Annotated in this window: 17 protein-coding genes and 1 riboswitch; of the genes, 12 read left to right on the top strand and 5 right to left on the bottom strand. The window is 40.5% G+C overall.

The features are described 5' to 3' along the window. Positions 1-60: 60 nt before the first annotated feature. The 3 genes from IQ283_RS00375 to IQ283_RS00385 all read left to right on the top strand — a co-directional run bounded on the left by IQ283_RS00375 (position 61) and on the right by IQ283_RS00385 (position 3,418). The gene (locus IQ283_RS00375) at positions 61-756 is read left to right on the top strand and encodes a helix-turn-helix domain-containing protein (RefSeq protein ID WP_194218199.1); all 696 of its coding nucleotides are present in this window, start codon (positions 61-63) and stop codon (positions 754-756) included. Positions 757-858: 102 nt separating this feature from the next. Then, complete coding sequence (locus tag IQ283_RS00380) at positions 859-3,129, top strand: molybdopterin-dependent oxidoreductase (RefSeq protein ID WP_194218200.1); 2,271 nt, start codon at positions 859-861, stop codon at positions 3,127-3,129. Further along, a complete protein-coding gene (locus tag IQ283_RS00385) occupies positions 3,101-3,418 on the top strand; it encodes a DUF1330 domain-containing protein (RefSeq protein ID WP_194218201.1) in 318 nt (105 codons plus the stop codon). Before IQ283_RS00380 ends, IQ283_RS00385 begins: the two co-directional genes overlap by 29 nt. Before the next feature lie 42 nt (positions 3,419-3,460). On the opposite strand, the gene IQ283_RS00390 is transcribed toward IQ283_RS00385, so the two are convergent. Together IQ283_RS00390 and IQ283_RS00395 are read right to left on the bottom strand one after the other, a co-directional pair. Further along, positions 3,461-4,573 carry an NADH-dependent flavin oxidoreductase gene (locus IQ283_RS00390; protein ID WP_194219541.1) on the bottom strand — a complete coding sequence of 371 codons (1,113 nt, stop codon included), beginning with the start codon at positions 4,571-4,573 and terminating at the stop codon, positions 3,461-3,463. Positions 4,574-4,725: 152 nt separating this feature from the next. Beyond that, positions 4,726-5,583 (bottom strand): MurR/RpiR family transcriptional regulator, encoded by an 858-nt coding sequence (locus IQ283_RS00395; RefSeq protein WP_194218202.1) that lies wholly within the window; start codon positions 5,581-5,583, stop codon positions 4,726-4,728. A gap of 154 nt (positions 5,584-5,737) precedes the next feature. Between IQ283_RS00395 and gnd the strand changes: the two genes are divergently transcribed. After that, positions 5,738-6,637: a phosphogluconate dehydrogenase (NAD(+)-dependent, decarboxylating) gene (gnd, locus tag IQ283_RS00400; RefSeq protein WP_194218203.1), complete on the top strand. Its 900-nt coding sequence runs from the start codon at positions 5,738-5,740 to the stop codon at positions 6,635-6,637. 208 nt (positions 6,638-6,845) lie between these two features. Next, positions 6,846-8,378 (top strand): gluconokinase, encoded by a 1,533-nt coding sequence (gene gntK / locus IQ283_RS00405; protein ID WP_194219542.1) that lies wholly within the window; start codon positions 6,846-6,848, stop codon positions 8,376-8,378. A gap of 346 nt (positions 8,379-8,724) precedes the next feature. Here gntK and IQ283_RS00410 read toward each other — a convergent pair whose 3' ends face one another. Next, positions 8,725-9,210 carry a CarD family transcriptional regulator gene (locus IQ283_RS00410; RefSeq protein ID WP_194218204.1) on the bottom strand — a complete coding sequence of 162 codons (486 nt, stop codon included), beginning with the start codon at positions 9,208-9,210 and terminating at the stop codon, positions 8,725-8,727. Between the two features lie 173 nt (positions 9,211-9,383). Here IQ283_RS00410 and IQ283_RS00415 point away from each other — a divergent pair, with 173 nt between their 5' ends. Both IQ283_RS00415 and IQ283_RS00420 read left to right on the top strand, forming a co-directional pair. Further along, positions 9,384-10,355 carry a Gfo/Idh/MocA family protein gene (locus IQ283_RS00415; RefSeq protein WP_242057208.1) on the top strand — a complete coding sequence of 324 codons (972 nt, stop codon included), beginning with the start codon at positions 9,384-9,386 and terminating at the stop codon, positions 10,353-10,355. 66 nt (positions 10,356-10,421) lie between these two features. Beyond that, positions 10,422-11,585 carry an iron-containing alcohol dehydrogenase gene (locus IQ283_RS00420; protein ID WP_194218205.1) on the top strand — a complete coding sequence of 388 codons (1,164 nt, stop codon included), beginning with the start codon at positions 10,422-10,424 and terminating at the stop codon, positions 11,583-11,585. Between the two features lie 47 nt (positions 11,586-11,632). On the opposite strand, the gene ade is transcribed toward IQ283_RS00420, so the two are convergent. Next, positions 11,633-13,348: an adenine deaminase gene (gene ade, locus IQ283_RS00425; RefSeq protein WP_194218206.1), complete on the bottom strand. Its 1,716-nt coding sequence runs from the start codon at positions 13,346-13,348 to the stop codon at positions 11,633-11,635. A 40-nt stretch (positions 13,349-13,388) separates the two neighbouring features. Beyond that, positions 13,389-13,490, bottom strand: a riboswitch (purine riboswitch). A 209-nt stretch (positions 13,491-13,699) separates the two neighbouring features. Between ade and IQ283_RS00430 the strand changes: the two genes are divergently transcribed. From IQ283_RS00430 to IQ283_RS00450, 5 genes are all read left to right on the top strand, one after another. Beyond that, positions 13,700-15,361 (top strand): glycoside hydrolase family 13 protein, encoded by a 1,662-nt coding sequence (locus IQ283_RS00430; RefSeq protein ID WP_194218207.1) that lies wholly within the window; start codon positions 13,700-13,702, stop codon positions 15,359-15,361. Positions 15,362-15,577: 216 nt separating this feature from the next. Beyond that, on the top strand, positions 15,578-16,060 hold the full coding sequence (locus IQ283_RS00435) for a hypothetical protein (protein WP_194218208.1): 483 nt from the start codon (positions 15,578-15,580) through the stop codon (positions 16,058-16,060). A 114-nt stretch (positions 16,061-16,174) separates the two neighbouring features. After that, positions 16,175-17,083 carry an HD-GYP domain-containing protein gene (locus IQ283_RS00440; RefSeq protein ID WP_194218209.1) on the top strand — a complete coding sequence of 303 codons (909 nt, stop codon included), beginning with the start codon at positions 16,175-16,177 and terminating at the stop codon, positions 17,081-17,083. Between the two features lie 164 nt (positions 17,084-17,247). Continuing rightward, entirely contained in the window at positions 17,248-19,410 is a 2,163-nt protein-coding gene (locus tag IQ283_RS00445; protein ID WP_194218210.1) for a DNA topoisomerase III, read from the top strand. A gap of 351 nt (positions 19,411-19,761) precedes the next feature. After that, complete coding sequence (locus tag IQ283_RS00450; RefSeq protein ID WP_194218211.1) at positions 19,762-21,654, top strand: cation:proton antiporter; 1,893 nt, start codon at positions 19,762-19,764, stop codon at positions 21,652-21,654. An 82-nt stretch (positions 21,655-21,736) separates the two neighbouring features. Here IQ283_RS00450 and IQ283_RS00455 read toward each other — a convergent pair whose 3' ends face one another. Beyond that, a complete protein-coding gene (locus IQ283_RS00455; RefSeq protein ID WP_194218212.1) occupies positions 21,737-22,813 on the bottom strand; it encodes a CotH kinase family protein in 1,077 nt (358 codons plus the stop codon). Positions 22,814-22,986: the final 173 nt, after the last annotated feature.

A 22,986-nucleotide genomic window follows, 5' to 3' on the forward strand; every position in this document is an offset into this window, starting at 1 on the left:
CATATACAGTTTAACGATTTTTGTACGGCAGTTCGATTCCTGAAAAGATAGGGGTGAATCATGTCGATGCATGAGGAAACGTGGATGCGATCTTTTCATCGGATATTAGAGATGAAAGATCCGATCCAACGTTGCGAAGTAATGATTAAACAATGTCTTGCCCATTTTCCATTCATGCGTGCCAGTCTCTTTACTTTTTCCTATTTTACAGGTGTTGGAGAAGGCATTCTTCGCGTTGATCGTAGTGGAGTGTTTTCTATGAGCGCTATACGTGAGGATATACGGCGCATCCCACCCATTCAACGAGTCCTTCTAAGTAACAAGCCTTCTTTCCTGGTGATGGATCAGCATCATCAGCTCTTCCCCACAGAATATATCGAAGCTTATGATTTAACATCTGTCTTAATTATTCCATTAAGCATTGAGCGAATTGCTATTGGCTGTGTCCTAATTGATAAAAACGAAGAGGGTGTTACGGTTCATCAAGGGCTTATTGATGATGTGATGATTTATTTTCAACAGGCACTTGCTTATATGCTCCCACCAATCTCTCAGTCACCCAATCCCTTAAGCAAACGTGAAACAGAAGTTCTTCAATATGCAGCTGATGGCTACAGTACGAAAGAAATGGCCAGGTTATTACGAATCAGTGATTTTACAGCGAGAGATTATATAAGTACGGCGATTCGAAAGTTACAAGCTAATCATCGTGCCGAAGCAGTTGCAAAAGCATTAAGAGAAAAATGGATTCTGTAACTAACGGAATCCTTTTACTTTCGCTTGAATAGTGATGGAATTTTCAGTAAACTTTAAATACTAACCAGTTGGTATTTAAAAGAACATAAGGAGGAATATGCGATGACCACTGCGGAGGAGAAGATTCACTACCGTACTTGCCCGCTCTGTGAAGCCACATGCGGCTTAGAAATTCACACGGTGAATGGAGAAGTAACGCATATTGAGGGTGATAAGAAAGATCCTTTCAGTAAGGGATATTTGTGCCCGAAAGGATTTAGTTTAAAAGAACTTCATCATGATCCAGAGCGCATTCGAGAGCCAATGATTCGAAAAGGAACAGAGTGGTTTACAGTAAGCTACGAGGAGGCATTTAAGGAAGTTAGGAAAGGGCTTCGTCGTGTGATTGAAAAGTATGGTCGCGATGCAGTGGGCGTCTACCTCGGTAACCCTAATGTTCATAATCTCTCAGGTTTACTTTATTTACCTCTCTTTCTTCGTGCTCTCGGTAGTCGAAATCAATATTCAGCAAGCACAGTCGATCAGATTCCAAAGCAGCTAGCAGCTGAGTTTATGTATGGTAGTGATTTCAGTATACCGATCCCTGATATCGATCGAACGCAGTATTTTCTTGTGATCGGAGCGAATCCAATTGTTTCAAATGGTAGCTTAATGACAGGACCAAATATGAGAGGAAGGCTGAAGGCATTACAAGATCGCGGTGGGCGTCTTGTTGTTGTTGATCCCATTCGTACAGCCACAGCTAAAGTAGCAGATGATCATCATTTTATTAAACCAGGAACAGATGGTTATTTTTTGTTTAGTATCCTCCATACGTTGTTTGATGAAAAGTTAGCGAAGGAAACTCACCTATCGGGTCATGTGAATGGACTTGAAACAGTGAAAGAGCTCGCGAAAGATTTTCCACCTGATAAGGTTGCTTCGATATGTGGTCTCGATTCAGAAACGATTCGCACCATTGCAAGGGATATTTCTTCCGCAACGTGTGCTGCTGTGTATGGAAGAATGGGGACATGTACACAAACATTTGGCACAGTAAATAGCTGGTTGATTGATGTGATCAATGTTGTGACAGGTAATCTTGATCGCGAAGGTGGTGTTATGTTCACAACTCCTGCAGCCGGTGGCAAGACATCTAAGAAAAAAGGCTACCGATTTGATCGCTTTAGAAGCAGAGTGAGCGAACTGCCAGAAGTACTCGGTGAGCTTCCAGTTGCGTGTTTAGCAGAAGAAATGGATACGCCAGGGGAAGGACAGATCCGTGCATTTGTAACTGTAGCTGGTAATCCTATCTTGTCAACACCAAATAGTAAGCGCTTACAAAATGGCATTGAAAATCTCGACTTTATGGTAAGCATTGACTGTTACCTGAATGAAACAACAAGAAATGCTAACGTGATTCTTCCAGCTCCTACACCACTTGAACGCTCACACTATGATCTTTCATTTTATCAACTGTCTGTTCGAAACATTTCTCACTACTCGCCTCCTGTTTTCGAAAAGAAAGAATCCCAGCTGGATGAGTGGGAAATCCTCCTAAAGCTTGCGACATTAGTTGGAGAAGAAGAGCCTGATGACAATGCAGCAGCGAAATTAGATGAGAAATCGATTCATTACCTCATTAAAAAAGACGTGCAAAATGAACAATCGCCACTTTTCGACCAGGATCCGAAAGAAATTATTAGCGTCCTTGAGGGCAGAATTGGTCCAGAGAGAATGCTTGATTATATGCTTAGGTCAGGTCCTTATGGAGACCATTTCAAAAAGCAAGGTGGTTTAAGCCTAAATAAACTTGAACAAAACCCGCACGGAATTGATTTAGGAGCGTTAAAGCCAAGAATTCCTGAAGTATTACTGACTCACACAGGTAAGGTTGAGTTAGCCCCTGAAGTCATTGTAAAAGACGTGGCAAGACTTAAAGAAGAATCGTCTGAACAAGTAGATATGGTATTGATCGGTCGAAGAAATTTACGATCAAACAATTCCTGGATGCATAATTTGCCTGTTCTTATGAAGGGGAAGGACCGCTGTACGTTATTGCTTCACCCAGAAGATGGCAAGCGACTTGACCTTCAAGATGGTGACCTCGCACAAGTTCTATCAGATACAGGTAGTCTTGAAGTAAATGTAGCATTAACAGAAGACATTATGCCTGGAGTAGGCAGCATCCCACATGGATATGGTCATAACCTAGATGGGATGAAAATGACGGTGGCTAAGGAAAATAAAGGCGTCAATACGAATATATTAAGTAATGAAAAAAGACTTGATGCTGTTTCAGGAACAGCTGTATTAAATGGTATACCGATTGTCGTTAGAAAAGCAAATAGTGGGAGGAATGAACATGGCTTTGTACGCTCTGAATCTATTTAACGTAAAAGATGGAGAAGAATATGCTGAATACGCAAAAAGGGCAGAGGAGCCAGTACGTAAATACGGAGGGAAGGTTGTTGCGATTGGCAAGTTACATTCATCACCAGAAGGGGATATCGAGCCGAGACAAGTGATGATGCTTGTTGAATGGGAATCCAAAGAAGGTATATACAAATATGTAAGTGATCCAGATCTTGAGGATTTGCATCCACATCGTGAGCTTGGAGTCGATGATTTTGTCTGGCATTTATTTGATAAGTTAGAGGATTTGAGCCCCGTTCTAAAATGAGCAAAGCCCCCGCACTTTAAAACGCGGGGGCTTTGCTTTTTTCTATTCTTCGATTGGGAACCAGCCTGGTACGCTAAAAATGGCATTCCAGAGTGGATCAGGTAATACAAGTTCTTGCTGAGCGTCTTTTCGTAACGTCACTCGAATGCTATCTTCGTCACCGTTTTGAACTTTCTCAACCCAATTCGGCTCCATGATCATTTCACGGCCAAGAGCAATAAGAGGTACACCAGTCTCAAGCGCTTTTTCCACTTCATCAGGGGTATGAAGTGAGCCGACACCAATGACAGGAACGTTGTGACCAATTCGTTCTTTGATCATCTCCATGCGTGGTGTAGCATCTTCTTCGCGCATTGAACCTTGATAGAAGTTAGATAGTGAAACGTGAACATAGTCCAAGTTTCGTGAAGCAAGCTCATCAACAAACTGAAGCGTATCATCCATTGTGATTCCAGGATTTTCGCGTTCTTCAGGTGAGATCCGATAGCCAAGAACGAAAGCGCCATTAGCATGTTTTTTGATTGCTTCCTGAACAGATTCTAGAACAGCTAATGGGAATTTCATACGATTTTCAAGGCTGCCACCCCATGTGTCTTCTCTGCGGTTAGAATGCGGAGAAAAGAACTGTTGAAGAAGGTATGTATTGGCACCATGAAGCTCAACACCATCAAACCCAGCTTCGATAGCTCTTCGCGTTGCTTCGCCGAAAGCACGGATTGTTTCTTGAATTTCGTCTTCTGTCATTGCACGAGGAGTTTTCGAACCTTCACGCTCAGCGGGTACAGCACTTGCGCTAAGAATTTCTTCATTCGGAACGAGCTCAGGAGGGCACATTCTACCTCCGTGGAATATTTGTAGAATCGCCTTTGCACCTTCTGCATGAATGGTGTCAGCTAATTTCTTCAAACCAGGAATCTGTTCATCACGGTTAGCGCCAATTTCACCAGCAAAGCCTTTCCCGTGTGGGAGCACATAAGCACATGCCGTAATAACTGCGCCAACTCCACCAGAACGCTTTTCATAATAAGCAAGCTCTTGTGCGGATACTGTACCATCATCATTTGATAAGAAGTTTGTCATTGGAGCAAGCATGACACGGTTTTTCAATTCTACGCCAGAAGGTAGAGTATAAGATTGAAGCATTTTTCGATTCATAGTCATTGTTGTCCTCCTTTTAATACACGTACTGTAATTCCAACTCTTACAGTTTAGCATGACAGCTCTTTTCTTGTCTTTCAATGTGCTTTTATGATGTGTTAGTAAAACCTATAAAAAAACCGCCAATGATGGCGGGTTTTAGTATGAGGCTATATTCGTTTAGAAGAGATTGCCTCTCGCATAAGCTGAAGAGAGTGCTTAGATTTTTCTTTTCGAGCGATCATGACGTTCACATAAAGCGCATCAACGAGACTTAGCTGTGCAATTCTTGATGCGAGCGCTTCAGAGCGGAAATCGGTTTCTTGTGAAACAGTATAAAGAGGAATATCAACTTTTTTACTTAGTGGAGATGTCGCCAGGTTTGTGATGGCGATCGTAGTTGCACCTGTTTCTTTTGCGATGTCAGCTACACGAAGCATATCTTTGTTCGTTCCAGAATGAGAAATTAAGACAGCCACATCGCTACTTGATAGCTGAGAAGCGGACATGATTTGTAAATGTGCATCACTGTATGAGGTTGAGCGTAATCCTGTTCGAATAAACTTATGCTGGGCGTCCATCGCAATAATCCCAGAACCACCATTTCCGTAGAATTCAATATGAGTTGCATTTAATAAAATCTGCACAGCTTGATCAATGGTTGCATTATCGAGTATGTGATAGGTATCTTCAAGCGTTCGTATGTTGGAACGGAGGACCTTTTCTGCTACCTCTTTCGTTGAATCCGTTTCTGTGATGGTCTCATGGATATCCTGAATGGGATTCACGATTTCCGCAGCAAGGGCAATTTTCATCGCTTGAAAGCCTTTAAAGCCAATTCGCTTACAAAAGCGGAAAACGGTTGCATCTGCAACGTTTAAATCTTCTGCCACCTGATTAATGGTACTATGGATAATTTTATTAGAATGGTTCAAAATATAATCCGCCACCTGTCGTTCTTTTTCGCTAAATTGCGAATAGGAAGAGCGAATTCTTGGAAGGCAGTGACGGGTTTCCGTATCGGACATTTACATTCTCCTCTCTATCACTCCTGATTGTATAATTGTAACCGATTACAATTAAGATGAAAATAGATTCCACTCAACCAATTGAAACAAAAAATATTTAATGTATAATTAAATTATAGGAAAAAATATTTCATTCACTTAAGGAGTTTTTAATATGAACGTCGGATTAATTGGTTTAGGTAAAATGGGATACAACCTTGCTTTAAACTTACGTGATCATGGACATAACGTTGTTGTACATGATGCCAATGATGAGCAAGTACAAAAAATGAACGAAGAAGGTTTTAATGGTAAGTCTTCTCTTAAGGACGTTGTAGAATCGCTAGAAACGCCTCGTATTCTTTGGATGATGGTTCCTGCAGGTGAGATTACTCAAGCTGTGACAACAGAATTGTCGACACTTCTTGATCGTGGTGACATTGTCATTGATGGAGGAAACTCTCACTACAAAGATTCAAAAAGCCGAGGTGAGATGCTCCTAGAAAAGGGAATTTCTTTCTTTGATGTTGGGACAAGCGGTGGTAAGTCAGGAGCTCGTAATGGCGCTTGTACAATGATTGGTGGAGATAGCGAAGTTTTCAAAACGATCGAACCACTGTTTAAAGATATTTGTGTTGAAGATGGTTACCTTTATGCCGGAGAATCAGGTAGTGGACACTTCCTAAAAATGGTTCATAACGGCGTGGAATACGGTATGATGCAGTCCATTGCAGAAGGCTTTGATCTATTAAGCAAAAGTGAATATGATTTCGACTACGAGAAAGTGGCGCGCGTATGGAACAACGGTTCTGTTATTCGCTCATGGTTAATGGAATTAACAGAGCAGGCATTCTCTAAAGATGCTAACCTTGATGAGATTCGTGGTGTTATGAACTCTTCAGGTGAAGGGAAATGGACAGTAGAAACAGCTCTTGATCTTCAGACAGCAACGCCTGTTATTGCTCTTGCATTAATGATGCGCTATCGTTCTTTAGAAGACGATACATTTACAGGTAAAGTTGTAGCTGCGCTTCGCAATGAGTTCGGCGGTCACGCAACTGAAAAAAGCAATTAATTTGGAAGATAAAGGAGGAAGCATGTTTGTATAAACATGCTTCCTGATCTTTTCTTACCAAAACATCTTGCGTTAATTGAACGCGCTTACAGATCTTCATCATAGGCAAGTTCGTAATAAGGACTACGAAAAGCTATACTAGTCAGTGAATAGGTCAATTACAATTACGATGTAGGAGGAATGGCTCATGACGATGAACAAGCAATACATGATCGGTGTAGATATCGGTACAACAAGTACAAAAGCCGTTCTATATAAAGAAAATGGGCAACCCGTTTCAAAACATAATGTGGAATATCCATTGTATACACCAACACCAGCAACAGCTGAGCAAGATCCTGAAGAAATTTTGTTAGCTGTAGTAGAGTCGATTCGAAAAGTGATTCAAGATAACTTATTAAAAGGGGAACAAGTAAAATTTGTTTCATTTAGCTCAGCGATGCACAGTTTAATTGGGGTAGATGAAAAAGGAAAATCACTTACAAACTGCATTACATGGGCAGATAATCGAAGTGCGAAGTGGGCAGAGAAAATAAAAAATGAGATGGACGGTCATGAAATTTACCGCCGCACAGGAACGCCTATTCATCCAATGTCTCCCCTGTCCAAGCTTGTTTGGCTAAAAAATGATGAAACAGAATTGTTTCAGTCAATATCAAAGTTTATTTCCATTAAAGAATATGTTTTCTACCGCTTTTTCCAGGAGTATGTCATTGATTATTCCATTGCTTCAGCAACAGGATTATTTAATTTGGAGCAGCTCGACTGGGACGATGAAGCGTTAAAAATCGCTGGAGTGACAGCAGATCAGCTATCAAAACCCGTTTCAACTACTCATATGATGAGTGGTTTAAAAGCGCCGTATATTGAAGAGACAGGATTAACTTCTTCAACGAACTTTATAGTTGGTGCAAGTGATGGTGTGCTTTCAAACCTTGGCGTTAACGCAATTGAACCAGGTGTCGTTGCTGTAACAATTGGAACAAGCGGAGCGATTCGAGCGGTAACAGATCGCCCTGTAACAGACCCTAAAGGACGAATTTTCTGCTATGCATTAACAGAAGATAAATGGGTAGTTGGCGGCCCTGTGAATAATGGAGGCATCACATTCCGCTGGGTTCGTGATCAATTCGCCGCATCCGAAACAGAAACGGCGAAACGACTTGGGATTGATACGTATGAAATCCTAACAAGAATTGCAGAGCAGGTTAACCCAGGTGCCGATGGACTTCTCTTCCATCCTTATCTTGCGGGTGAACGTGCACCACTATGGAATTCCGATGCACGCGGAAGCTTCTTTGGTCTTGCCATGCACCATAAAAAAGAACATATGATTCGAGCAGTACTAGAAGGCGTAATTTATAACTTATATAGCGTTCTTCTTGCATTAGAAGAACTAATCGGAGAGCCTAAACAAATTAAAGCAACAGGCGGCTTTGCACGATCCGCACTATGGCGTCAGATGATGGCTGATATCTTTAACCAAGAAGTAACCGTTCCAGAAAGCTACGAAAGCTCCTGCCTCGGTGCAATCGTTCTCGGTAAAAAAGCACTCGGCGAAATCGATTCACTAAGCATCGTATCCGACCTCGTCGGAGACACATTCAGCCATCAACCCAAAAAAGAAAACGTAGAAACCTACGCCGAACTACTACCAATCTACATCAGAATCTCAAGAAAACTAACCGAAGAATACACAGCCATAGCCAACTACCAAAATAAAAAATTGGGGAAAAACTAAAGCGTATGTGCCACGCTTAGACCCGTCAGGCACTGGAGGCCTTCAAAATGAACACGCCCTTTGTGTTCAGGTTGAAGGCCGAAGTGACCGAGGGTCTGTGGCACAGGAGCTGGATGAAAACTAAAGCGGAAACACACCGTTTAGGACCGGCAGGCGCTGGAGCCTTTCAATATGAACACGTTTTTTGTGTTCAGGTTGAATGGTGAAGCGACCGAGGTTCTGGTGTGTTGTAGCTGGATGAAACTAAAGCGGCAAAACCCCGTTTAGACCCGTCAGACACTGGAATCCTTTCAACACCACACAAAAAGACAGCCCGATTGGGCTGTCTTTTGTTATCCATCGAGCATTAATGCTTAATGGCTTCCTTCAATATTACCGTTGCTTGATCTAACTCGACGTCTTTCGTCAAAACGATCTCGCTTATGAGAAACTGCTGGGCATTCTCCAGTAGTTTTTTATCGTCGGTTCCGAGCGGTCTTTTCTTGTTAAGGGCAACGAGCTCACGGATCACTTCCACGTGATTGTGGATGTCTCCCGTTTTAAGCTTGTTCATATTATCCCGGTAACGCTGGTTCCTATTAGCACTGGGCTCTTCTACGTCAACTTCTTCATTAAAAGAAGTTAGCACTTCGTCCATCGTACTGACATCAGACACTTCACGAATCTTCAGGTTTTCCGTCTTACCTTTTGGAATCATCACCTGAATATCACGAAAAGGCATATTAAGAATATAATAGATCTGAGTTTCGCCCAGTATTTCTTTTTCCTCAATTGCTTCGACTATACCTGCACCGTACATGGGATAAAAAATCTTATCGCCTACCTCAAACAAGCGCCCACCCCCAAATTTATAAATTATAGCACATTTACTATTATAACATAAACAATTAATTTGTACGAATGTAATATTTTTTTCGTTGTAGCGGTATGTTTGATTGATCAGTGTAAACTCCATTACAATAATAGACATATATGGGCTTAACTAATAATGGAGGCGTTTACAAAATGAGGATTGGAATGATTAGTTTCTGGCACGTTCATGCAAAAGATTATGCCAAAGAGGCGCAGATTCATCCTGATACAGATATAAAAGCGATCTGGGATGAGAACGAAGAACGTGGAAGAAAAGAAGCGCAGGAAAGAGCGGTGGAGTACATAAGTGATCTAGACGTCCTTCTTAATCGAGAAGATATCGATGCTGTTGTAGTGAGCTCACCTACAAACATGCATAAGGAGATCATGATTCGAGCAGCGAGGGCAGGAAAGCATATCTTTACTGAAAAAGTCCTAGCGGCTAAAGAAAATGAGGCGCTGGAGATTCTAGAAGCGGTGAATGAGACTGGGGTAAAGTTATTTGTTTCTTTGCCCCGCGTTTATGATGGTTATACGGAAGCTATTCAGCAGTTGATTGAATCAGGTGATCTTGGCGACATTACACAGACACGTGTACGCCTTGCTCATAATGGAGCGACTGCTGATTGGCTTCCACAGCATTTCTATCAGAAAGAAGAGTGTCAGGGCGGAGCATTAATCGACCTTGGCTGTCATCCATTGTACTTAACGAGGCTATTCCAAGGAATGCCGCAACGTGTCACAGCTCAGTTCGGTTATGTAACGGAGAAAGAAGTAGAGGACCAGGCTGTCGTGACACTTGGATATCAAAGCGGTTCCTACGGTATTGCAGAAACAGGGTTTGTAAATGATCACTCCCCATTTACCATTGAAATAAATGGCACTAAAGGATCAGCGGTATATGGCATGCCAGAGAAGGTTTTACTAAAGAAAGTATCTGATCAGTGGGAAGAGGTAGCGGTTCCAGATGACCGCCCATCCCCATTCTTTCAGTGGATCGACCACATTCAAAAGGATATCAAAACTGATGAAAACCTAGGACTTGCCCTTGAATTAACAGTGCTGATGGAGGCTGCTTATCGTGCGGAGGAGCAAAGGCGTGAAGTCGTCATCACTAACCGATAGTTTAACGTACGTTTTTAGGAAGTGAATGTGTTACACTAACTTCGACTAAAGATAATGAGGTGTCTTATGAATACATTTTTACAATACAATCCAACTCGTCTTTATTTCGGGAAAGATCAGATCACTCAATTGCAAGGTGAACTTAAATATGGTGCGAAAGTTCTTGTTGTATATGGTGGAGGAAGTATTAAACGAAACGGCGTATATGATGCTGTCATGTCAGAACTTAAAAAAGTAAATGCAGAGGTGCATGAGCTTTCTGGTGTTGAACCAAACCCACGTTTAACAACAGTTGAGAAAGGTTCTGCCATCTGTAAGAAAGAAGGAATAGACTTCCTTCTAGCCGTTGGTGGTGGCAGTGTAATTGACTGTACGAAAGCGATCGCGGCAGGTGCCCATTACGAAGGTTCTGCATGGGATTTAATTACGCAGAAGGAGCCGATTGAATCAGCTCTCCCATTTGGTACGGTATTAACCCTTGCTGCAACTGGATCTGAGATGAATTCAGTTTCAGTTATTACAAATTGGGAAACAAAAGAGAAGCTCGGTTGGGGTTCTCCTCATGTATTTCCGACGTTTTCGGTATTAGATCCTACTTATACATTCTCGGTTCCGGAGAATCAAACGGTGTATGGCATTGTTGACAGTATGTCACATGCGCTAGAGCATTACTTCCATCGTACAAACAATACACCAATGATCGATGGATTTATTGAATCACTTCTTCGCACGGCAATTCAAACTGGTCCTAAGCTACTAAATGATCTTGAATCATATGAACATCGTGAAACGATGATGTACATTAGTACAACAGCCTTTAACGGAACATTAAGTAATGGTACAGATGGTGGGGACTGGGCAACACATCGAATCGAGCATGCGGTATCTGCTGTTTACGATATTCCTCACGGAGGCGGATTGGCGATTCTATTCCCGAACTGGTTAGAACATGTTCTTAAAGAAGATCCTTCCCGTGTGAAACAGCTAGCGGTAAACGTTCTTGGCGTTTCATCAGAAGGGAAAAGTGATCAAGAAGTAGCAGTTGAAGGGGCGAAAGCGCTTCGCGAGTTCTGGAATTCCCTTGGCGCTCCATCACGTCTTGCTGATTACGAAATTGACGATGCTGAATTTGATGGTATGGTTGAGAAAACATTTATTAAGCCAGGCGTTGGCACTTATAAAGAACTGGATCGTGAGAGCGTTCGAGATATTTTACAACGCTCTCTATAATTCAAAAGCAGCATGGCGATTTTGCCATGCTGCTTTCTTCATGTCGTCTATTCATCTATATTAATATGGCGAAACTCTCCTACATGAAAAAGTCCGAGGTCCGTTAATTTTAGCTCCGGAATAACAGGGAGGCTTAAAAACGAAAGGGTAAGAAAAGGATTGAAGTGATCTGGAGCACCAATTTCCTTTAATGCTTTTTCGATTTCTTCAAGTTCCTCTATGACAGTAGGATAGTCTTTATCCGAAAGTAGTCCAGCTATTGGCAGCGGTAGCTTACCAATCACTTTCTTTCCTCGAATAACAGCCAACCCACCTTGCATTTCCTGAATGACTTCTGCAGCCTTAATCATGTCTTCATCGTTCGTTCCTGCCATAATTAAGTTGTGCGAATCATGACCGACGGTTGTTGCTATTGCCCCATCATGAAATTGAAAACCTTTCACAACCCCAAGGCCAATGTTGCCTGTATGATGATGGCGCTCAATCACAGCCAGCTTCATAAGGTCTTTTCTAGAACAAGAAACAAACCCACCATTTTCATCATGATCAACCGTTAATTTTCTGGCCTTTGTAACTATTTGATTAGGAATGAGTTCAATAACATTCGCTTCTTCCTTCGAAACGGCTAGTTTCAGGTGATCTTTTCTTAGTGTGGGGAGATGAACAGAGCTTGTAATCCGATTCGAAGGAGTAACCTTTGCTCCCATTTTTGTCTTTCCAGACTCTGCAACAAGTTCTCCAGCACGATAAACATGAGAGATAGAAAAGGACTCAATGTCATCGAGCATAAGAAAATCAGCATCAAGGCCAGGCGCAATAGCCCCTTTCGTTGATAACCCAAAACATTCAGCCACATTTAATGATGCCATTTGAATGGCTAGAAGTGGATCTACCCCTTCTTGAATAGCAAGTCGAATATTATGATCGACGCTTCCTTCATTGATCAGGTCATCGATATGTTTATCGTCTGTACAAAACATGAATCTTCTAGCATTTCGTTCAGTTACAGCGGGAATGAGTTGTTTTAAGTTTTTGGCTACGGACCCTTCGCGAATGAATACATACATCCCACGTTTTATCCGCTCGAGCGCTTCTTCAGCCGTGATGCATTCATGATCCGTCGTAATTCCTGCCGATTTATAAATGTTTAGAGCATTGGAATGGAGCCCAGCAGCATGTCCGTCTATTTTCTTGTTTTGCGCATCGAATAACTTTTGCATCATAGAAGGTGAAGTATGAGCGACTGAAGGATAATCCATCACTTCAGCTAGGCCAAGGACGCGGCTGTGCTCATAGAAAGGTTTGAGATCTTCGGCAGAAAGGGTGGCGCCTGAATTCTCAAAGGATGTAGAAGGCACACTTGAGGGAAGCATAAAGAATATATCCATCGGAACGTTTTCAGAATCCTGAAGCATATAAGAGATACCTTCGGATCCGCAGACATTCGCTATCTCATGGGGGTCAGTGACAATTGTCGTCACTCCACAAGGAAGAACAGCATTGGCGAATTCGGAAGGGGTGACCATTGCGGATTCGATATGAACATGAGCATCGATTAATGATGGTACGATGTATTTCCCATCCGCATCAATAATATGATGACCTTCGAAATCTCCAAGTCCAGCAATCACACCATCAACAATAGCTACATCTGTCTTAATCAGCTCTAGGTTGTAACTATCTAATACAATTCCATTTTTAATCACAAGATCTGCAGGGCGTTTCCCCGCAGCTGCTTGAACTCTTCTGGTTAACTTCTCCATTATTATTCTCCTCTCATTTAGACAGAGGATGACATATTCACATTGCCAGAATTGTCATCGTAGTCAAACCATTTACGGTAGTTTGGTAGAAACCTTTGGACCTTATCTCCAAATTTATACGAAACCTGGTACGCATTATTAGCGTATTCTATAGATCTCTTGAACTCTCGTCAATAGCATCTGTCATCATCTCGAAAAAATACTTTCATATTCATATTGATAAATGGGTGGAATACAAGTAAACTACAAGTAAGAACATCTAAATAGACAAAAGAAAGCGTTTTTTTTATCGAAAATTAGGCAAACGTTTGCACTTTACTAACTTTAACTAAAAGATGAGGGTGTAGAGACATGAATAGAATCTGGTGGAAAGAAGCAGTAGGCTATCAAATTTATCCTCGTAGCTTCCAGGATTCAAATGGTGATGGTATAGGTGATTTACAAGGGGTTATTCAAAGAATCGATTATATAAAAAATCTTGGCATTGATGTAATTTGGATTTGTCCCATGTACAAATCTCCAAACGATGACAATGGATACGACATTTCTGATTATCAGGATATAATGGAAGATTTCGGTACAATGAAAGATTTTGATGCGCTTCTAGAGGAAGTGCATAAGCGAGATATGAAGCTGATTATTGATCTCGTATTGAATCACACAAGTGATGAGCATCAATGGTTTATCGAGTCACGGTCCTCGAAGGAAGATCCGAAGCGTGATTGGTATATTTGGCGTGACGGTAAGAATGGCAAAGAACCGAATAACTGGGAAAGTATCTTTGGCGGCTCAGCATGGGAATACGATAGGAAAACAGATCAGTACTATCTCCATGTTTTCTCAACAAAGCAGCCGGATGTAAATTGGGAAAATCCCGCTGTTCGTGGAGCGCTTTATGATGCGGTGAATTGGTGGCTTGATAAGGGGATTGATGGTTTCCGTATTGATGCCATTAGTCACATTAAAAAACGCCCAGGATTCCCGGATATGCCCAATCCTGCAAATGAAAAATACGTCTCTTCCTTTGATATGCATATGAATCAGAAGGGTATTCAAGAATTTCTTCAAGAATTTAAGGATGAAACGTATTCTAATTATGACGTGATGACGGTTGGAGAAGCTAACGGCGTAAGCATTGATGAAGCTGATCAATGGGTCGACGAAAAAAATGGGAAAATGAATATGATTTTTCAATTTGAGCATCTTGGATTATGGGATGCAGTAGATAAACCTGAACTTGATATCGTATCTCTCAAGTCAGTGCTGACACGCTGGCAGAAAGGGCTTGAAAACAAAGGGTGGAATGCATTGTTTGTTGAGAACCATGATAAGCCACGTGTAGTATCAACATGGGGGAACGACAAGGAATACTGGCGAGAAAGTGCGACTTCAATGGGAGCGATGTACTTCCTCATGCAAGGAACGCCTTTCATTTATCAGGGACAGGAAATCGGCATGACAAATGTTCAATACCCTTCTATTGAAGATTATGACGATGTTGCAGATAAAAATCGCTATCGCATCCAACGTGAAGCTGGTGTATCACACGAATCGATTATGAAAGTGATTTGGGCTTCTTCTCGTGATAATAGTCGCACACCAATGCAGTGGAACAGCGACTATAATGCTGGGTTTTCTTCAGGGACCCCGTGGCTAAAAGTCAATCCGAATTTTGTAGACATTAATGTACAAAAGCAAGAGAATGATGCCAACTCTATTCTAACTTTCTACAAAAAAATGATTCAGCTGAAGAAAGAAAACCTAGTTTTCACTTACGGGACCTATGATTTGCTTCTTGAAAAGCATCCGCAGCTTTATGCCTATACGAGAACAACAGAAGAAGATCAAGTTCTTGTTGTGACGAACCTATCAATAGAGCCAGCTGTATTTGAAACAGGACTGGTTCTAGAGCAAGATCAATTGCTTCTGAATAACTATCCTGTTGTGCAAGAAGTAAATGATTCGATTAATTTAAAGCCTTATGAAGCGAGAGTTTATCGAATAAATCGCTAATACAGACAGCCGATTCAATCGGCTGTTTATTTATTTTATAGAAATTATTTACATTTATAAATGATAAATATAATCTAATAATTTCCAAAAATGTCGAATGAAGAGGGTAAAAAAGAATAGATTTCTTGAAAAATTTACCGTATAGTGTTGATTAGTGGGAAGTATGACCCAATTCTATCTTTTCACAGAATACGAGTTTACTAAGGGAGGATTAAAATGAAAAAGTTAATCGTAGCTTTATTCTCAGTAGTTGCACTATTTATGTTCATGGGTACTGGAACTTTTGCAGCAGAAAATGATCATAGTGATATTTTACAGAAAATTGAAGAAACAAATGTTAAGATTGAAGAAGAGATTCAAACAGCACAGGTTAAAGGTAACAAACTATTGTCAACGCTTTCTCTTGAAACAACTAAGCTTGATGCAACACTCGCCACCGCTCGTCAGGATGGGAAATCAGACGCTGAAATTGCTAAGATTGAGAAAGAAGTAAAGACTAAGAAAGCTGAACTTACTTCTAAATACAATCAAGAACTTGATAAACTAATTGACAATCTAATTGATAAAACAAACAAAATGACTGCAGACATGATTGCAGAAGCTGCTAAAGAGGGCATTCAGGCTGAATGTTCATGGGTATACGTACAAATTGGAGACCGCTGGGTATGGGTTGATCCGATTCAAGTAGTTGGTCCATGATATAAAAAGGTTGGTACACTTGAACCTGAAGTGTACCTTTTATTTGATTTTTAGGTGTTATATAATAGATATACGTGTATTATTTGGCTTTTTTATTCAAAGGGGAGATAAGATTTGGAAGGATTGGAGTTTCGCCGTAAAAATGAATCTTTAGATAAAGCTGAACAAGAGTCTGCATCTTTAAGTCTTTTAGCTAAAGGTGCTGGCTTGGAAATAATGGAACATAAGATTAAAGCCAAGACAGCATTTTATCTATACCCTGCCAAAACATATGAAACCTTTGAATTTTTTTATATAATTGATGGGGAGATATTCAGTGAAGATTTAAACATCAGATTAACTAGAGGAGATTATTTTACAGTTAGAGGTTTGTATGAACTTGTCTTTTTTGAAGTAATTAAAGAAGTTACTTTTTTATGGGTAATAAATGAAGCTACATTCCGATTCCTAAGTGAAAAGATAGTAAAACTCATATCGAATGTTAAAAGTGTTGATGAAAAGGATAGATATACAAAGGAACACAGTGAAAGAGTTCAGAGTATGAGTATTAAAGTAAGTAAAAAAATGCATTTAACGCCAGAAGACACTGATAATCTGATAGTTGCATCAATCCTCCACGACGTTGGTAAAATTAACGTTCCTGAAGAAATTCTTAATAAACCGGGCGGTCTCACAGACGAGGAGTATGACATTATAAAAAAGCATCCTACCGATGGTGCAGAAATGGTACAAGATACGTATTATGCTGATATTAGCACGATCATTAGACAGCATCATGAGCGAATTAACGGATCTGGTTACCCTGATGGCCTTAAAGGTGATGAGATAACGATTGGAGCAAAAATTATTGGAGTCTGCGATTCTTATGACGCGATGACAGACGATCGTTCTTATCGAAAAGCGTATACGCCAGAATATGCCATGAATGAATTAAAGCGTCTTTCGGGTGTCTTATATGACGCTGAAGTCGTTGATGCTCTTGAAGAGGTTTTAATTGAAGATGGCATACTTAATAAGGTTTAACAAAAGGGGAGATGGGATAACATCTTCTTTTTTTGTATGTTCATATATCTTCTATAAACTTTATAGCGAAAGAAACAGTATCTTATTTCCATTGTTTCACGTGTAACATCGAAGCTGGTATGATAGTAAATAGAAAAGAATCGATATTTGAGGAGATTGGTATTGTGGGTAAACAGCTTATTCTTGCGGAAAAACCCTCTGTTGGACGTGATATTGCTAGGGTATTGAATTGTACAAAAGGTGGAAATGGTTTTCTTGAAGGAGACCGTTATATCGTCACATGGGCGCTTGGTCATCTTGTGACACTAGCTGATCCAGAAGTTTATGATGAAGCATACAAGACGTGGAAGCTAGAGGACTTACCGATGCTTCCTGCCCCACTGAAGCTAGTTGTTATTAAAAGAAGTGGGAAGCAATTTAGCGTTGTAAAAACGCAAATGAATCGGAAAGATGTTAGCGAAATTGTCATTGCCACTGATGCGGGACGAGAAGGGGAGCTTGTGGCACGATGGATTATTGAAAAAGCACGTGTCCAAAAACCGTTAAAAAGACTTTGGATTTCTTCTGTAACGGATAAAGCGATTCGTGATGGTTTTAAGAATTTGAAAGAGGCAAATCAGTACAAGAACCTATACCAGGCAGCTGCAGCTAGGTCTGAAGCGGATTGGTATGTAGGTCTTAATGCAACTCGAGCGCTTACGACAAAATACAATGCACAGCTTTCTAGTGGCAGAGTACAAACACCAACGCTTTCGATTATTGCAAAGCGAGAGGAAGAAATAAAAGCCTTTGAACCTGAACGCTATTATGGGATTTCTGCTGTTGTGGATGGTTTTACATTAACTTATCGCGATGCGAAATCGAATGATTCGCGGGTATTTGATCGAGACAGAATAGATACTTACCTAAAGAATTTATCGGGCAAACCAGCTCAGATTGAAGAAGTGAAAAAAGCAAAGAAAAAGACGTTCGCTCCAGGTTTATATGATTTAACGGAGCTACAGAGAGACGCTCATAAACGCTATGGTTTCTCTGCAAAGGAAACTCTTTCAGCTACACAACGACTGTACGAGCAGCATAAGCTCGTCACATATCCTCGAACAGATTCTCGCTTTTTGTCTTCTGATATGAAGGATACGTTAAAAGAACGGCTAGAAGCAGTGGCACCTTATGAGAAAACGGCTCGAAAAGTACTTGGGAACCCAATTCAAACTGGAAAGCACATTGTTGACGATCGAAAAGTTTCTGATCATCATGCTATTATTCCTACGGAGCAAACACCCATTATTCGCGAGCTTAGCGATAAGGATCGTAAGGTTTATGATCTCATAGTAAAGCGATTTGTTGCAGCACTATACTTTCCATTTGAATACGAACAAGTCACGGTTGTTGCGAAGATTGGCCAAGAGCGTTTTGATGCGAAAGGCAAACGTGTTCTTTCAGCCGGTTGGAAAGAAGTTTACGATACTGAAGAAGAGGATGTCATTCTTCCAGAGCTAAAAGAAAAACAGGAACTTCGCGTTCTTTCTCTTACAAGAACAGAAGGGAAAACAACTCCGCCGTCTCGTTTTAACGAAGGAACTCTTTTAACTGCAATGGAGAAGCCAGCTCAATTTCTTGGTAATCAGGATAAGAAGCTAGCCCAAACACTTGGTGAGACAGGCGGGCTAGGAACCGTTGCAACGCGTGCAGATATTATTGAGAAATTATTTAATAGCTTTTTGATTGAAAAGAATGGCAAAGACTTAACAATTACATCTAAAGGAAAGCAATTGTTAGACATTGTCCCAGACGAATTACAATCCCCGGCTCTAACGGCAGAATGGGAACAAAAGCTTGAAGCGATTGGAAAAGGCGAACTATCGAAGCAGGCATTTATTGAAGAGATGAAGGCTTACGCAAATGAAACTGTTCAGAAGATCAAATCAAGTACGAAGAAATATAAGCACGATAACGTGACGGGAACCAAATGCCCCGACTGTGGGAATTTAATGCTCGAAGTGAAAAGTAAGAAGGGGAAAATGCTCGTTTGTCAGGACCGAGAATGTGGGTACCGTAAAGGTAAAAGTAAAGTAACGAATGCTAGATGCCCTAAGTGTAAGAAAAAGCTCGAGCTTCATGGACAGGGAGACGCACAGACATTTATATGCAAGTGCGGTCATCGTGAAAAGCTATCGACGTTTAATGAACGACGGAAAAAGGAAAAGAATACCAAAGCAACAAAGAAAGACGTATCAAAATATATGAAAAACCAAGGCCAGGATGAACCAGTTAATACCGCTCTTGCTGATGCTTTAGCGAAATTAAAACTTGATCAAGATAAATAACAGGAAGCAGGGGGACCTGCTTCTTTTTTCATACCGATGTTATTCTTGTAATGAGAAAATAATAAAGTGTGGAAATGGGTTCGTTTTGTAGATTGAAGGGTAATACTTCATTCACAACACATACCTTGTCATTCTAGATTGATTAGATAGAAAAGAGTAGATAGTTGCCTTGAAGCAGTGATTACGTATAAAATGACGGCAGGTAATAGATGTTTCCTTCTTTTTTACTAATATCTACAAATTTGAGCATATTTTCAAACATTTCTGTTCACTTCGATTATAGTGAAGTTATGTACAAAGGACAGAATAGAAATGAAGAACTAGCAGTTGTTAAACATAAGGAGGCTATCCATGGTCGATTCGATTTTATTTAATATTATGCTTGTGGGTGCCCTTGGCATCTTTTCACAGTGGATTGCCTGGCGTTTTCACTTCCCTGCCATTGTCGTTATGTCCATCATTGGATTGCTTGTCGGTCCGCTTTTTGGATTACTTCATCCAGAAGATGTATTTGGTGACTTATTTGACCCGTTTGTATCTATCGCAGTTGCCATTATTTTATTTGAAGGAAGTCTAAATCTTGATTTTCGTGAGATTAAAGGGCTTGGGAGACCGGTCGGAAGAATTGTAACGATAGGAGCTTTTCTAGCGTGGCTCCTTGGTTCGTTATCAGCCCATTACGTTGCAGGTCTATCTTGGGGCGTAGCATTTGTTATTGGTGGATTATTTATTGTCACTGGCCCTACGGTCATTTTGCCGTTATTGAGGCAAGCCAAACTAAAACCAAGACCCGCGAAAATATTAAAGTGGGAAGGGATTATCGTTGATCCACTTGGAGCTCTTCTCGCTGTATTTGCATTCGAAATTATTAAATTCTTAAAAGTAGAAGAAGCAACGGCAACTGTCCTACTTGTCTTTTTCTTAGGATCCCTTTTTGCCACATTATTTGGCTTCTTATGTGGTCGCGGAGTAGGTTGGATGTTCGAGAAAGGTTATGTACCTGAATTCTTGAAATCTCCAGTCGTGTTCGCAGTGGTGATTCTTTGTTTCGCAGTGGCTGATGAAATCACGCATGAAACTGGACTGCTTGCTGTTACGGCAATGGGTATTACTCTTGCCAATATGCATATCTCTTCGATTGATGATATGAGGCATTTTAAAGAAAATATATCAGTGCTATTGATCTCTACGATTTTCATCATGCTAACAGCTTCTTTATCAGTTGACACTTTGCTTGAAATTTTCCATTGGCAAATTCTGGTCTTCGTAATTCTGATGTTATTTGTAGTAAGACCACTATCCATTTGGTTATCAACCATTGGAACGGATTTATCATGGCAAGAAAAAACGCTTGTTGGCTGGATCGCGCCACGAGGTATTGTGGCATTAACTGTAGCGAGCTATTTTGCTAGTGTTTTACTTGATGCAGGATTTGAGGATGCAAAAATATTAATGTCACTTACGTTTGCATTAGTATTCGCTACTGTTGTAGTTCACGGCTTTTCTATTCGTTGGACTGCTGAGAAGCTTGGACTAGCGAGTGATGGCCAGCCCGGTGTTCTGATTGTTGGGGGTAGTACGTTCTCTACGGCATTATCCAAAACGCTGAAAGAACTTAAAATCCCTGTATTAATAACAGACTCATCATGGCAAAGGCTGCTTACAACGAGAAAAGCAGGAGTACCTTTTTATAGAGGAGAAATACTCTCTGAGCAAACAGAGTATCGCCTTGATCTCACCCCTTACGAGTATATGCTTGCAGCTACGGAGCTTGATTCTTATAATGCGCTCGTTTGTACGACTTTCGTTCCGGAGATTGGTCGTAATAACCTCTTCCAGTTAAGCTTACGTAACGATCGAGGAGATGATCTGGAGGAGCTTGTTCACACGATCGGTGGACGTGTAGCCTTTAAAGAAGGAGCTACATGGGAAAGCCTGAATCGTAAGGTAGAAAGTGGTTATGTTTTCCGTAAAACAAACATCACTCAGCAATATGCTTATGATCAATACCTGGAAGAAAGAGACGATGAAACGATCATGCTCTTTGTGAAAAAGCCCTCTGGAAGTTTGGAGTTCTTCGCCCATGACTCTCAAACTAGAGCTGAAGCAGGTGATGTTATTGTTAGTTTGATGCCACCTAGTAAAGAATTTAATCGGATTAGAGAAAAGCTTGAGAAGCAGCGATCCGATGAGAAACTAGAAAAAGATAAAGAACAGAAGAAACAGAAGGAAGAAAATGAGTAAAAGCCCCCGTTCGGGGGCTTTTTGGTTATTTTCATTTAGTGTTTAGGCTCATTAGAGTGACAGGCACCGGCCAAAAATTCTTTTAAAAATCGGTCAATTCTTTCTTTATAAAATTCACGCGGTCTCGGATGTATTTAAGTATAAAGTCAGGTTCTGAATCAAAGTAGCTTAGTTTATTTTTTAGAAAAGTATCGTTAAGGGCATAAGGTCTCAAAATTTGGTGAAGTTCATTGATCTCTTTTTCAAGTTCTTTGGTGGTAAAGAATGTTTCGATTGTTTGCTCAAGTTTTAATTTGTATCGAGCTCTAAAGGTAGGACAGGCTAGTAGTCTCGCTGTAAGCGTATTGTAGCCACTGATGGGGATATAGTCATGTTCCATCATTCTTCCGTTAATATCTCGCCCCCACGTAGCGTCGTAATCCCATGGAATAACTTCAAACCGATTGGTTTCTCTGTTTTGGTAAAGGGCGTAGTTTTGAATAAAGGCATCAAAGTTTTGTGTGCAAACGACGCCACATAGCCAGCTTAAATATTTTTCAACGTCTATAAAATTGTTTATTTCAGTTATAAACTTTTCTTGTGATAATGTGTTGATTTTATATAGAAGAATTTCAACTGAATGATCGTCTGACTCCAATCCGTATTTTCTCATATATCCATCAAGCAATGATTTCTTCGGTTTGTAATCATCAGGTCGAAGGAGTGAAAAATTGGCGTCATCATTTTGAGCATAGTAAATGGGCCCATCTGGTAGGTTATGATTGTTAAGATAAAATTCATCTATCGAATCCAGTTTTAAGTAGATGCTTGAGAAGTGGTTATTGTGTGTGAGCATAATGTGTTCAGCATTAGGAGTTAGTACATTCAATTTATGAAATAAATTGAAAGAAAGCTTACTTCTTAATAATGAATAATCATTGAATTCGGCATTTAAGTGCAGTGTTTTTTGATGATGAAATAAGTTCGTGTCATTAAACTCAACCATATACGATTTTTTTTTGAATTTTCGCGTGTGTGCGCCACGATAAGTTGTTTTCACCTCATAATTCGTTTGGTCTACTTGTAAAACAGCTGGTACAAGTTGATCGCTCCATTTATCTTTCTTTAGCTTTTTCATACCTTTTTTATCGATCGATAAATGATAGTGTGGAATGCTCATACGTCACTTCCTTTATCCTTTTCCTACTCATAACAAGATATGAGGTCATATGAGATCATGCCACTTAAATGGGAGAGAGTGGAATTTTCCGTAGGAACTGAACAAGCTCTTCATTTCTTCATATCATATAGTAATGCTAAAGCAGAAGATAAGGGAAGGGAGCAAACAGTGTT

It is taken from the genome of Pseudalkalibacillus hwajinpoensis, from assembly GCF_015234585.1.
In the GTDB taxonomy this organism is placed as follows: Bacteria; Bacillota; Bacilli; order Bacillales; family Guptibacillaceae; genus Guptibacillus; species Guptibacillus hwajinpoensis_B.

Coding starts and splice junctions, on each gene's coding strand:
- IQ283_RS00375 (WP_194218199.1), top strand. CDS start 61: ATGTCGATGCATGAGGAAACGTGGATGCGATCTTTTCATCGGATATTA.
- IQ283_RS00380 (WP_194218200.1), top strand. CDS start 859: ATGACCACTGCGGAGGAGAAGATTCACTACCGTACTTGCCCGCTCTGT.
- IQ283_RS00385 (WP_194218201.1), top strand. CDS start 3,101: ATGGCTTTGTACGCTCTGAATCTATTTAACGTAAAAGATGGAGAAGAA.
- IQ283_RS00390 (WP_194219541.1), bottom strand. CDS start 4,573: ATGAATCGAAAAATGCTTCAATCTTATACTCTACCTTCTGGCGTAGAA.
- IQ283_RS00395 (WP_194218202.1), bottom strand. CDS start 5,583: ATGTCCGATACGGAAACCCGTCACTGCCTTCCAAGAATTCGCTCTTCC.
- gnd (WP_194218203.1), top strand. CDS start 5,738: ATGAACGTCGGATTAATTGGTTTAGGTAAAATGGGATACAACCTTGCT.
- gntK (WP_194219542.1), top strand. CDS start 6,846: ATGATCGGTGTAGATATCGGTACAACAAGTACAAAAGCCGTTCTATAT.
- IQ283_RS00415 (WP_242057208.1), top strand. CDS start 9,384: ATGAGGATTGGAATGATTAGTTTCTGGCACGTTCATGCAAAAGATTAT.
- IQ283_RS00420 (WP_194218205.1), top strand. CDS start 10,422: ATGAATACATTTTTACAATACAATCCAACTCGTCTTTATTTCGGGAAA.
- ade (WP_194218206.1), bottom strand. CDS start 13,348: ATGGAGAAGTTAACCAGAAGAGTTCAAGCAGCTGCGGGGAAACGCCCT.
- IQ283_RS00430 (WP_194218207.1), top strand. CDS start 13,700: ATGAATAGAATCTGGTGGAAAGAAGCAGTAGGCTATCAAATTTATCCT.
- IQ283_RS00435 (WP_194218208.1), top strand. CDS start 15,578: ATGAAAAAGTTAATCGTAGCTTTATTCTCAGTAGTTGCACTATTTATG.
- IQ283_RS00450 (WP_194218211.1), top strand. CDS start 19,762: ATGGTCGATTCGATTTTATTTAATATTATGCTTGTGGGTGCCCTTGGC.
- IQ283_RS00455 (WP_194218212.1), bottom strand. CDS start 22,813: ATGAGCATTCCACACTATCATTTATCGATCGATAAAAAAGGTATGAAA.